We start from the raw sequence: 12,252 nt of genomic DNA, 5'->3' as shown, positions 1-12,252 counted from the left end.
TAATGAGCGGCTGAGTTAATGGCTAACAACGATGGTAACGACAAATGCTAGCGACTAAGGTTAACGAGAAAGCGTTACAAAGCGGCAAAGCGCTTGGTATGAGCATCAGTGCTACCAAACAAAAATTGAATGGTGGTTAAACGTTTAAAGATATGACCAACATCAAGCTCGTCTGTCATGCCTATAGCACCGTGCAGTTGTATTGCTTCACGACCGACTAAGCTCGCTGCTTTGCCAATACGACTTTTTGCCGCTGACAATGCTTTTGCATCACTGCCATTATTACTGTCCATTTTTAATACCGCCATTAACAGTATAGATTTAGCCTGTTGATGCTCGATAAACATATTAACTAAACGGTGTTGAATCGCTTGGAAAGAGCCAATCGTGCGGCCAAACTGTTTACGTGTTTTAGCATATTCTAAGGTACGCTGATGGGCGATTTCCATCGCGCCAACGGCTTCGGCGCAAATCGCTAATGTCGCTTTATCAATAATATTGTTCATGGCAGGCAAGGCATTATCTAGCTCACCTAACAAACCTAGGGTAGGGGTATTGTCAAACCAAATGTCAGCCGCTTGATGGCCGTCAACATTGGCATAACCTTCACGCTTCACACTCGGGTGATTAGCGTCAACCAGGAATAAGCTGATGCCATTGTCGTCATTTGTTGCACCAGAAGTACGTGCGGCAACAATTAAAGTATCAGCATGATTACCATTTAATACCACCGACTTTTGACCGGTAATAACAAATTCACCCTCGTTTTCGATAGCACGACATTGTACGTTGTTTAATTGATAACGACTTTGTGGCTCGGCATAGGCAAAAGCCATTTGCAGCTCACCTGCCATTATTCTGGGTAAGTAATCGTCTTTTTGCACTGTATCACCGGCTAAGGCAATTAAACCACCAGACATTACCGCCGTTGCAAGGAAAGGTTCAACAACCATGCCTTTGCCAAACTCTTCCATGACCAACATAAGGTCGACCATAGAGCCGCCTAAACCGCCGTCTTCTTCGCTAAATGGCAGCATTAACCAACCAAGTTCAGCAAATAAACACCAATTTTCTTGACTAAAACCTGTCTCTGATGCCAGTATTTTTCGACGCGTATCAAAATCGTAATCGTTGAGAATAAACTTTGATACACTATCTTGAATCATTTGTTGTTCGTTGTTTAACGAAAAGTCCATAGTAAACTCCTAATGCTAATTTAAAGGCCTAAAACGGCTTTGCTAATAATGTTAGTTTGAATTTCGTTACTACCGCCATATATGGAAGCTTTGCGATTATTAAAGTAACGTAATGCACTGTTCGTTGCCATATCAGGACCAATGCTTTGTCCGTCAAAGTCATCATGGAACTGATGAGGAACAAATGGCATTGCGTAATATCCAGCGGCTTCGACATACAATTCGTCAATGGCTTGGATAATTTGTGTCCCAACAATTTTTAAAATGGAAGACTCTGGCCCTGGCGCTTGGCCTGTGCTGATAGCAGAAAGTGTGCGTAATTCAGTATATTCTAAGGCTAATAAATCGATTTCTACTTGGGCAACTTTTTGCGCAAAAATAGCGTCTTCAATTAACTTATTATCGCCATCAGGCGATGTTTGCGCCAAGGCTTTTAATTGTACGAGGCGATCTTTAGAGATAGCCACGCGAGCGATACCGGTTCGCTCATGGGTTAATAGCACTTTAGCGTAGGTCCAACCTTGACCTTCTTCACCAATAAGATTAATCGCAGGCACACGGGCATTATCAAAATGAACCTCATTAACTTCATGTCGACCGTCAATGGTAATAATCGGTGATACCGTTATTTTAGGGTCGTTCATGTTAATTAATAGGAAACTAATGGCTTCTTGGTTTTTAACGCTCGGCTCACCGGTTCTGACTAAACAGAATATCCAATCGGCATGTTGGCCTAGGGTTGTCCATGTTTTAGTGCCGTTAACCACATATTCATCGCCTTCTTTTACCGCTGTTGTTCTAACCGATGCAAGATCAGAGCCTGCACCTGGTTCAGAATAACCCTGACACCACCAAACATTACTGGCTAATACGTCAGGCAAAAAACGTTGCTTTTGTTCTTCATTACCAAAGGTATAAACAACAGGGGCCACCATTTTTAGACCAAAAGGGATCACATCAGGGCCACCGGCTTTGGCACATTCATTAGCAAAAATATATTTTTGCGTTGGTGTCCAACCCGTTCCACCATGCTCAACTGGCCAATTAACACCGGCCCAGCCTTGTTTGTAGAGTATTTTTTGCCATTGATTACATTCATCTTTAGATAAATGTAATGCGTTTTTGGTTTTTTCAGCGATATCTTTCGGTAACTTTTCTTGCAAAAATTGCTGCACTTCTTGTTGAAAGTCTTTTTCTTGGGCGGTAAAGTTTAAATTCATTGTGCAAATCCTTCGTTGGTCTTAATTTATTGAATGTCTTTGATCATATTTTTGGCAATTATCATTTGTTGGATCTGTGTCGTGCCTTCGTATAATCGAAATAATCTGACGTCACGATAAAGTCTTTCTACGGCGTATTCTGAAATGTAGCCAGCACCGCCGTGAATTTGTACGGCTTTGTCAGCGACTCTTCCCACCATTTCTGTGGCAAATAACTTACAACAAGAAGCTTCTGTGGTTATTTTTTTGCCTAAATCTTTTTGTCTTGCTGCATCAAGTACCATGCATTTAGCCGCATAAGCTTCAGCCTTACTGTCTGCTAACATTACTTGAATCATTTGGTGCTCAGCAATAGGTTTACCAAATTGCGTTCTATCTATGGCGTATCTTAAGGCATCGTCAATTAATCGCTCGGCAATACCGACACTTAATGCTGAAATATGCAGGCGACCTCTGTCTAATACTTTCATTGACGTTATAAAGCCTTTGCCGGCAACACCACCAATAATATTTTCGGCCGGAACACGGCAATTCTCAAAAATAACATCACAGGTATGAGAGCCTTGCTGACCCATTTTTTTATCTTTGGGCCCAAGGGTAATACCAGGAGTCGACGCGTCTACTATAAAAGCTGATATTCCTTTAGCGCCTTTAATCGATGGATCGGTGCGAGCCATCACGGTAAAGGTTCCCGCTCTTGGCGCGTTAGTAATATAACGCTTGGTACCATTAATAATATACTCATTGCCTTGCTTTATTGCCGAGGTTTTTACGGCAGAGGCGTCAGAGCCAACATCGGGTTCAGTTAAACAAAAAGCACCGATAATTTCACCTGAGGCATATTTAGGTAAATAAGTTTTTTTTTGTTTTTCAGTGCCATCAAACACAATAGCGGCCGAGCCAATACCGTTGTTAGTACCAATGAGGGAGCGAAAAGCAGGTGATGTTCGACCTAACTCAATAGCAACCAGCGCTTCTTCCTCCATCGTTAGACCTAAGCCATCATATTCTTCTGGGATTGTCATACCAAACAAACCCATCGCTTTCATTTCTTGAACAATATCATCTGGAATAGCATCGTTTTCTGCCACTTCATTTTCCGCAGGAACTAACCGCTCTCTAACAAATTTTGAAATACTGTCTAGAAACTGATCCAACATTTCTTGATCTCGAATCATTTTTTAATCTCTATCATAAAAGCTACGGGTTCCGCACAGTGGAACATAGGGTTAAGTAAATATCAAGATGTAATTGCAGCTAATTACATTATATTCGCGGACTAAATATTCTCTTACTAGATTCTCATTAGTGTAATGTTATTAGTTTTATTTTTAGCTTTATATTATTTTTGTTAATGTAGGTTAAATTGAGGTCAGTGGAATTACTGTCCAAATAAAGTACTTGCATATTCCGCTACGCAGAATTAGTATCAGTTAAATTCATTTCTGAATGCAGTATTTTTTTAGGATGTTTTTGATTTGACTGGCTTAGGTATTGGCCTTATTCAGTCAGGTTAATAAGTAATTTTGTAACGCAGAATATGGTCAATGCAGTGCGGTATAGGCTTTTTTACTGAGCCTTTATAACGATTGAATGGGTGAATTATCATGACTATGCAAGCAAAACCTTAAGGGTGATTTAGTGCAGTAAGCAGAACAATTAATAGCTGTTGGAGGAAAAACAGTCATTAATTGAAAATATTATAATCAAAATAAAATAAAATAAAATGAATAACAGGGGAAACCGATGAAAAATACCAGACTAAAACGAAACTCCATAACTATCGCTATTAGCGCAGCGCTTGGAATTATGGCAAGTAGTGCTTTGTATGCTGAAGAAGTAAAAGAGACAAATAAAAATGATATTGAGAAAATACAAGTTATTGGTTCTCATTTAAAAGGTTCGGCACTAGAAACCTCAGCACCTGTGCAAACGATTAGTCGAGCTGATTTAGAAAAAATTGGCTCTCCCTCTATTGTTGAATTGACTCAGAAATTGTCAATCAGCTCTGGTATTCAAGGTAACTCAAATCAATATGGTTCTAATGGTACTGAAGGTACTTCCAATATCAATTTAAGAGGGCTAGGAGCAGGCCGTACCTTAGTGTTAATTAACGGCAAAAGGCATACCTTCAACCCTTACGCTATTGTTGATCAACAAATGCTTTATGTTAACACCCAAGACATTCCTTCTATGGCGGTTAAACGAGTCGACATGTTAAAAGAAGGTGCAGCCGCTATATATGGCTCTGATGCCATTGCAGGTGTAGTTAACTTTTCAACCCGAAGTGATTTCGAAGGCCTAGAAGTAAAAGCTGACTATAAAAGCTTACAAGATAGTGACGGCGATTACGGCTTAGGCGTAATCTGGGGACTAGGCAATAATGATACTCATTGGGTAACTTCTGTTAGTTATGATAAAACCAATACCATCAACACCAGAGATAAAGATTGGGCGGTACAAGACTTTGCCACTAACCCACAAGGGGGTTGGTCATCAATCGGTAATCCACCATCGATATTTAATGCGGCTTGGCTCGGTGATAATTCACAACCTAAATACTTGATGGATCCTGGCTGTGAATTATTAGGGGGAACTATAGCCGGTACATGTAAATTACAATATACGCCATTCTCAGCGTTAAATGACGGTGATACACATCTGAAAATATTTAGCGAATTAACTCACGACTTTAAAAGTGGCGTTAATCTGCATGTTGAAGTTTTGTACTCAGAGACTGAGGTGCCTACCACTTATGGCTCACCATCTTACCCACCACAAAAGCTCGTTGATTTTTCCGACCGTTATGTACCAACTTATCATCCTGCATGGCAAGCATTAGTGGCTGGCAATCCAGAATTTGCTAGTGCTCCTCATCCGTCGTTAGACCGTGTCGCTTATATTGGTCGTACTGTAGGTGTTGAGGGACCCTCAAGTGAAGGTGGTCTAGACTATAAAACTTACCGTATTGCTGCAGATCTAGAAGGTAAATTTGATAATGGCTATAACTGGGAAACTGGTTTTGCTTATTCAAATTCAAAACTTGATTATGCCAGTAACCCAGATACATTAATTGTGCCATTAAAGAATGCGTTATTAGGTTATGGCGGCGATAATTGTGATATGGAAGCCGGTGTGCCAGGTGCCAATGGCTGTTTATACTTTAATCCATTTTCTAACGGCATTGAAACATCGGCTTCTAATGGCGTCACTAATCCAAATTTCAATCCGGCATTAGCCAACTCTCAAGAAGTATTAGATTATGTTTCAGGCACAAGAACTTCACAAAAAGCCACAGAATTATTTGTGCTTGATGGCTTAGTGTCGGGAGACACAGGTTTTGAATTGGACGGTGGCATTGTTGAGTTTGCCGTAGGCGCTCAGTATCGAAATGAGTCTTTTACTAATGAAGTTAATGACTTAGGTAATTTAGCAATAAACCCATGTCCAGTGCTTGGAGAAACAGATTGTGCAAACCCTACTGGTGTTTTTCATTTTCGTAGTGGTGAGCTAAATCAAGATTCATCTCAAAGTATTTTTGCCGTATTTGGTGAACTAGCGTTACCGGTATCAGACGATTTAAATATGCAAGTTGCTTTGCGATATGAGGATTACGGCGGAGAAGTCGGTAATACCATAGATCCAAAAGTATCAGCGCAATATACCATAAATGATAATTTTTCATTACGTGGCTCTGCCAGTACTACATTTAGAGGTCCAACACTAAATCAATTAGAAGGGACTAATACAACCCTTTCTTATGTGGGGGCTGCGGGTGCTTTTAAAGCCGTAGATACTCAAGGTAATAATGCTTTGGCGCCTGAATCAGCGGTTGCGTTAAACTTTGGCATTATTGGTGAATTTTGGGGCGACCGTTTATTCGCAACAGTTGATTTTTGGTCATTTGATTTAAGCGACCCTATTATTGTTGAAAATTATAATGCGGTATTATCAGCTGCCGTTGCCGGTAAGCAACCTTATGTTGACCAAGTGCGATGGACAGAGCCTGGTAACGCAAAGACAGTAGAGCGAATTGAAACTAATATAATCAATGGTTCTGATGTTAAAACCAGTGGTGTTGATGTGCAATTACGGTTAAATGTTACCGACTACTGGACCTTAAACATGAATGGAACCTATACGGCTGAATACGAAGTAAGTGCCGATGGTTTGTCTGAAACTTTTGACGCGGCTGGTTTTCTAAATAAGACTAACTCGAATCGTCCAATACCCAAGTATAAAGCGACTATGATCAATAGTTTTGATTTTGACAATCATAATGTTAGCTTATCTACTTATTATGTTGGTGATTATAAAGATGAACGAGAGGAGTTATTTACTACTAACACTCGAGGTCAAGTCATTGATAGCCAAGTACAGTTTGATTTAAGTTATAACTATCGCTTTAATGAAGATCAGACCAAATTGAACCTAACCGTGAGTAACTTAACGGATGAAGACCCTTCTTTTGCTCGTTTAGATTTAAACTATGACCCGTTCACACATAATCCTTTAGGTCGTACTTTTAAATTAAGTGTTGTGCATAAATTTGGAGAATAATCTTTAAAGGCAGTATAAAGCACTAAGCTTTAAGTCCTAAACTTTAAGCACTAAGGCATTTTAGTAGTAAAGGCTTGATGCCGGCTTTATTGACTAAGGAGACAAAATCCGATGACGTTAATCATCGGATTTTTTATGTATAGGGTATAGGGGAAATTTTTTGTTCTAGACAAAAAATAAGTACCTACATCCATGTAGACAATGCCAAGATCAGGTCGATGTCAAAGAGTGGCGAATGCCTTTACATGGCATTTTCAAGCAAATTACATAACTATAAAAAAGGGTTATTATGTTTAATACACTTAAATTTTTTTCAGTTTTATCACTTAGCATTTCATCAACGGCATTTTCAGCGCCGCTGACATTATCTAGTCAGGATATTGCGCAAGGAGAATTTATGCCTAAAACACATGAATTTAAAGGCTATAGTTGTTCAGGAGACGATCTGTCGCCACACCTTAAATGGTCTGGCGCGCCCGAAGGCACAAAAAGTTTTGCCATTACCGCTTATGATCCTGATACAGCGTCAGGCAGTGGTTGGTGGCATTGGCAGGTAATAAATATTCCGCTGACTGTGTTGGAAATACCAAGAGGGGCAGCGAATAAAAAAAATAGTACCCCTACCGGTAGTACTCAAATAGAAAATGATTTTAGTATTGCCGCTTTTAGTGGCGCTTGCCCGCCTAAAGGCGATGGTTTACATCACTACCGCTTTACAATACATGCACTTTCGGTAGCGAAAATTGACTTACCAGAAAACGCTTCTGGTGCATTAGCAGGCTACATGATAAATCTACACACCATAGAATCAAGTACGATTGAAGCTTTGTACCAACGTGACTAGCTTAAGCATTGAAAGTAAAACAGCAATAAGTTTGCTATATGTTTTGCTAGCTGTAGAAGTGCAAAACCTTTAGTCATTTATTGTTGAAATTTATTGTCTTAATTTATAGCCTTAACTTACATAGTCACTTATTATTTTTATCGGGAAAACAGCGCATTAGCGGTAAATAAAGCGTAGAGTATGTGCTGTTAAATATGAACACTAGGAGATGGAGTAACTAATGATTTTTGATGTTTCAGTATTAGAAAACCAAGAAAAATATCGTCTCCTCAATGGCGGCGTAACGCCTAGACCCGTTGCATGGATTAGTACGCGTTCACCCGAGGGTATTGATAATTTAGCCCCTTATTCATTTTTCACTGTTGCTAGCTGTAATCCCCCTGTGCTGCTTTATACTGAGGTAAAGCAGCGAAGTGGTATTGAAAAAGATACCTTACAAAACTTAATGGCAACCGGCGAATGTGTGGTCAATATAGTTAACTCCGCTTTATTAGAAAAAATGAACCTGACCAGTGCCAGTCTTAATAAAGATGAAAGTGAATTCGATTTTGCTAACGTTGAGCGCTGCGCTAGTGAGCAAGTAATGCCTCGCTCAGTAAAAGACTCACCCATACGTTACGAGTGTAGCTTAAGAGAAATAATTCCGATTAGTGATTTGCCTAACGGCGGCACTGTTATTCTTTTGGATGTAAAGTACGTTTATGTCAGAGATGACTTATATGAAGATGGCAATATAAACCAAAAATCAATTGATTCTGTTGGTAAAATGGGTGGAAATAACTTTAGCCTAACAGCTAAAAATATAGAACTTAAGCGTCCTTAAAATGTTTACTGTTTATTATTGATGGCTATTATTAGTTACCGCTAGTAAGACAATACAGCGAAATTATTTCAAGGTGTAGGCACAGACTAGGCTTGACACTTTAAGTTATTATTCGCCCTTGGCTGGGCTTTTTTAAAGCACTATTTTAAAGCACTATTTTGGAGAACTATTTTGGCAACTAAGCAAGAAGTTGAAGATTTTATGAAAACAGAATTTCCTCAGGCTAAGTGCACTGTTGATGCTGTTGGCGCACAGTCAGCAACAGTAAGACACACGGTTGGATTTGATGAGTTAAGGCCAGGTGGTACAGTATCTGGCCCCGTTTTAATGACGGTTGCTGACTGTGCTTTATACGTCGCTATTCTAGGTGAAATAGGCATAGTTGCACTTGCGGTTACCACCAGTCTTACGATTAACTTTATGAGAAAGCCCTCATCAACGAAAGATATTATTGCTAAATGTACTTTGTTAAAAGTGGGGAAGTCACTGATCGTTGGTGAAGTTTCTTTATATTCTGAAGGTGATGAAAAAGCGGTTGCACATGTGGTTGGTACATACTCAGTACCAAAACTGAAATAAACCTCATCAATAAACCTTATCCTAGAGAACATTAGCTAGTTAATGATCAGCACATTTGCATTCGCTAAATATAAGAGATTAAATATCTGCGGTGGTTAAAGTGTTGAAAGGGTTTCTACCTTTCTTTTAATGACTAAAGTGGTCAAGTAAAATTGGCCACGGTTTTGTAGTTTAGCCTGTACTTTCGCTCTGACTCATTGGGGCTTATTCTTGCATTGTACGAATGTGGCACCAGTTATATTATTACTTTTGTCGCGGTGCGGTCAGTAGTAAAGGTGGTATTTGTCACGTTAAACAACAAATACCACACAAGGAATTTACCCCTTAGGATTTATTAATAATGTAGCGCCTAAGCAGTATCAACAGGGGCAGGTCTACAATCTGCAAACTTATCCCTGCGATTATGTTGTAAACCTAAGCTGACTTGTAGGTTTCATAATCAGTATAACCTTTAGCGCCGCCACCATACCAATTACTGGCATCGTCAGATGGCGCCAATGGCCAGTTATTAAGCATACGCTGAGGTAAGTCTGGGTTAGAAATATAGGGGCGACCAAAAGCCACCAGATCAGCTTTTTCTGAACCTATTATCGCTTCAGCTTTTGCCTGGTCGTAGCCACAATTACCGATAATAAGTCCATGATATAAACTTCTGAAATCTTCCAGTATCATTGGCTCGCCACGTTCGTGAAAACCAAAAGCTAAACCATCCATAATATGCACAAAACCAAGCTGGTAATGAGTAAAACGCTGTATAACATGAGTATATAATTCTCTGTAGTCATCACAGCCCATATCATTGAATACGCCATTGGGCGAAATTCTGCTGCCAACATTTTCCGCAGGCCATACCGTTAATACCGCTTCAAGTATTTCGTTTAAAAAGCGCGTACGATTTTCAATACTACCGCCATACTCATCGTCACGCTGATTAGTGCTAGCATCAAGAAACTGATTAATCAGATAGCCGTTTGCGGCATGAACTTCAACACCATCAAAGCCTGCTGTCTTGGCATTCTCAGCGGCTTTGCGAAAGTCTTCGACTGTTCTTTTGATATCTTGCACTGTCATAGCGCGTGGTACTTCATAGTCTTTTTTAGCTTCAGGGGTATGAATTTGATCGCCATTAATTTTTAATGCTGAAGCTGATAGCGGCAATTCACCGTCATGAAAGTCACTATGAGATGCTCGTCCGGTATGCCAAAGTTGAAGAATAATTTGACTGCCTTGCTGATGTACACGCTCAGTAATTGTCTGCCAACCCTCGACCATTTCTTGGGTATAAATACCGGGTGAGTTTACCCAACCATTGCCTTCTTCAGATATAGCGGTCGCTTCTGCAATCACTAAGCCAGCAGTACTGCGCTGCTGATAATACTCTGCCATTAATTCATTAGGGACGCGAGTTGGACCTGCACGACCGCGAGTTAACGGGGCAAGAACAAAACGATTCTTGAGGGGGTTCTTAGCAAATGTTGTTGTCGAAAAAAGTGTAGGTGTAGACACGTTATTGTTTCCTTATTCATTTATGTAGAAACCTATTTCATAGGTCACGTTAATAGGTCACTAGATGTAGATCTCAGTCATTAATATGATTGTCTCATATAATATAAAAACATTGTTTTTATATTTTGTAATAACTTGTAGTTATATGTAAATGTAGTATTCGTATTGAAATCTAATGTTAAATGCGAGTTAAATTGACTAAGTCACTTTTAATTCCCTCTCAATTTTCACTCAATTATAAAAGATACATTTTGGATTTTTTATAGCTTGTTTTTAATTTATCTACAAGCGGCTATCATCCTTTGCTCTTGAGTTTTACGTATTGAATTTCAAGAGTAAAAGGGGGTAGCGTAAACTACCCCCTCATTAATTCTTCAGTACAGCGATTTTGTAATAAAGGCTTTTAACACTGAGAAAATTATTTATTGACCACTCAATCTTTTACCAAAAGAGATAGCATAAGCAGGCGAGCGCATTCTTAATATAGGGTCAGCGCTGGGTGTAAAGCCTGCCGACATCACATTAGGATCAAAGTTAGTATTATTACAGGCATCGCCACCACTTGTTTTAACGGTTACCGTGCCAAGCGTTACTTGAGGGCGTTCACTAGGCCACTGTTGTGAGGGGTCAATGTCGCTATCTTGTGCTTCACCTAAGCTCGCCATGATACTAAAACTAACGGTTTCATCTTTAAGTTGTTGCGCAAAAGTATTAGCTAAAAACTCAGTTGGCATGCTATCAGCTTCAGCTTTTTCTAGTGTTTTTACTCCTAAATTTGGCTTAATATTCCAGCGAAACTTAGTTTGTTGTTCATTGGCTTGGTCAAAGTAAAAGGTGTGCAAACCAAAAAACTCAGTATTGGCGAATGACGCGGCTGTTTTAGCGTTTTTATTCCACATAACGTGAGCTTGTAAGCTAGGGTTCTGCTGGATAAATGCCATGGTTTTAGCTGGGTCAGATTTACCATTTTCATCAGGCAGTAAAGTCGATAAAAAGCCATGAAAAATTTCTGGATTTTTGCCGGCAAATACGGGGAAGTTGTTACCGGTAAAAGTATGTAAAGCGCCATCAGGTAGTTGGATTTGCATGCCCATACCACGCGTACCAGGGGCTTTCTCATCACTACTTGGGCTAGCACCACCTACTGAAAAGCGCATAGATACGGGTAATTCACCGTTTGATAACAAGGCCGCTCCTGTAAAGTACTTATTGGGCGCGGGCACAAAAGTGCCAGAGGCACATAGACCTTTAGCATGTGCCTTTCTGTAGCCTGGATGTTTACCACCTAGCTTTTCGAACATTTCAACGAGATCATTTGCTTCAATTTTTTTGTCACTTGCACTTGCAGTCGATGTTGCGCCTGCCAGGAGAAAAAAAGCAGTAAGGCTTGAGGTAATGAGGTTATGCTTCATTTGTATTCCTTTATGGTTATATCGCAATTTAAAGCTAATTTAAAAATACGAAAAACTTTGTGGTTAAGATCATAATATTATTTACCAGACCAGTGCACGTTGTTAAAAATTA

Annotated in this window: 9 protein-coding genes; 4 read left to right on the top strand and 5 right to left on the bottom strand. The window is 39.7% G+C overall.

Annotation, left to right across the window (positions count from 1 at the left end; translation table 11 throughout):
* Positions 1 to 74 precede the first annotated feature (74 nt).
* From H4J61_RS00605 to H4J61_RS00595, 3 genes are read right to left on the bottom strand one after another with little or no spacing between them, the layout of a single operon-like run.
* Positions 75 to 1,196, bottom strand: a complete 1,122-nt coding sequence (locus H4J61_RS00605; RefSeq protein WP_182182746.1) for an acyl-CoA dehydrogenase family protein — start codon at positions 1,194 to 1,196, stop codon at positions 75 to 77.
* Positions 1,197 to 1,216: 20 nt separating this feature from the next.
* Positions 1,217 to 2,416 (bottom strand): acyl-CoA dehydrogenase family protein, encoded by a 1,200-nt coding sequence (locus tag H4J61_RS00600; RefSeq protein WP_182182744.1) that lies wholly within the window; start codon positions 2,414 to 2,416, stop codon positions 1,217 to 1,219.
* A 26-nt stretch (positions 2,417 to 2,442) separates the two neighbouring features.
* A complete protein-coding gene (locus tag H4J61_RS00595) occupies positions 2,443 to 3,594 on the bottom strand; it encodes an acyl-CoA dehydrogenase family protein (RefSeq protein WP_182182742.1) in 1,152 nt (383 codons plus the stop codon).
* Positions 3,595 to 4,162: 568 nt separating this feature from the next.
* Between H4J61_RS00595 and H4J61_RS00590 the strand changes: the two genes are divergently transcribed.
* The 4 genes from H4J61_RS00590 (at position 4,163) to H4J61_RS00575 (ending at position 9,222) form a co-directional block, all read left to right on the top strand.
* Positions 4,163 to 6,976: a TonB-dependent receptor domain-containing protein gene (locus tag H4J61_RS00590; protein WP_182135381.1), complete on the top strand. Its 2,814-nt coding sequence runs from the start codon at positions 4,163 to 4,165 to the stop codon at positions 6,974 to 6,976.
* 289 nt (positions 6,977 to 7,265) lie between these two features.
* Positions 7,266 to 7,820 carry a YbhB/YbcL family Raf kinase inhibitor-like protein gene (locus H4J61_RS00585; RefSeq protein WP_182135382.1) on the top strand — a complete coding sequence of 185 codons (555 nt, stop codon included), beginning with the start codon at positions 7,266 to 7,268 and terminating at the stop codon, positions 7,818 to 7,820.
* A 220-nt stretch (positions 7,821 to 8,040) separates the two neighbouring features.
* The gene (locus H4J61_RS00580; RefSeq protein ID WP_182182739.1) at positions 8,041 to 8,643 is read left to right on the top strand and encodes a flavin reductase family protein; all 603 of its coding nucleotides are present in this window, start codon (positions 8,041 to 8,043) and stop codon (positions 8,641 to 8,643) included.
* 168 nt (positions 8,644 to 8,811) lie between these two features.
* Positions 8,812 to 9,222: a PaaI family thioesterase gene (locus tag H4J61_RS00575; RefSeq protein WP_182182799.1), complete on the top strand. Its 411-nt coding sequence runs from the start codon at positions 8,812 to 8,814 to the stop codon at positions 9,220 to 9,222.
* A gap of 414 nt (positions 9,223 to 9,636) precedes the next feature.
* Here the strand turns inward: H4J61_RS00575 and H4J61_RS00570 are convergent, their stop codons facing one another.
* Together H4J61_RS00570 and H4J61_RS00565 are read right to left on the bottom strand one after the other, a co-directional pair.
* Complete coding sequence (locus tag H4J61_RS00570) at positions 9,637 to 10,728, bottom strand: alkene reductase (protein WP_182182737.1); 1,092 nt, start codon at positions 10,726 to 10,728, stop codon at positions 9,637 to 9,639.
* A 422-nt stretch (positions 10,729 to 11,150) separates the two neighbouring features.
* Positions 11,151 to 12,140 (bottom strand): catalase family peroxidase, encoded by a 990-nt coding sequence (locus H4J61_RS00565; RefSeq protein ID WP_182182735.1) that lies wholly within the window; start codon positions 12,138 to 12,140, stop codon positions 11,151 to 11,153.
* Between the last annotated feature and the right edge of the window lie 112 nt (positions 12,141 to 12,252).

The sequence above is a fragment of the Colwellia sp. MB3u-4 genome, assembly GCF_014077065.1.
GTDB lineage: Bacteria > Pseudomonadota > Gammaproteobacteria > Enterobacterales > Alteromonadaceae > Cognaticolwellia.
This window is presented reverse-complemented; position numbering and strand designations above follow the sequence as displayed.

Coding starts and splice junctions, on each gene's coding strand:
- H4J61_RS00605 (WP_182182746.1), bottom strand. CDS start 1,196: ATGGACTTTTCGTTAAACAACGAACAACAAATGATTCAAGATAGTGTA.
- H4J61_RS00600 (WP_182182744.1), bottom strand. CDS start 2,416: ATGAATTTAAACTTTACCGCCCAAGAAAAAGACTTTCAACAAGAAGTG.
- H4J61_RS00595 (WP_182182742.1), bottom strand. CDS start 3,594: ATGATTCGAGATCAAGAAATGTTGGATCAGTTTCTAGACAGTATTTCA.
- H4J61_RS00590 (WP_182135381.1), top strand. CDS start 4,163: ATGAAAAATACCAGACTAAAACGAAACTCCATAACTATCGCTATTAGC.
- H4J61_RS00585 (WP_182135382.1), top strand. CDS start 7,266: ATGTTTAATACACTTAAATTTTTTTCAGTTTTATCACTTAGCATTTCA.
- H4J61_RS00580 (WP_182182739.1), top strand. CDS start 8,041: ATGATTTTTGATGTTTCAGTATTAGAAAACCAAGAAAAATATCGTCTC.
- H4J61_RS00565 (WP_182182735.1), bottom strand. CDS start 12,140: ATGAAGCATAACCTCATTACCTCAAGCCTTACTGCTTTTTTTCTCCTG.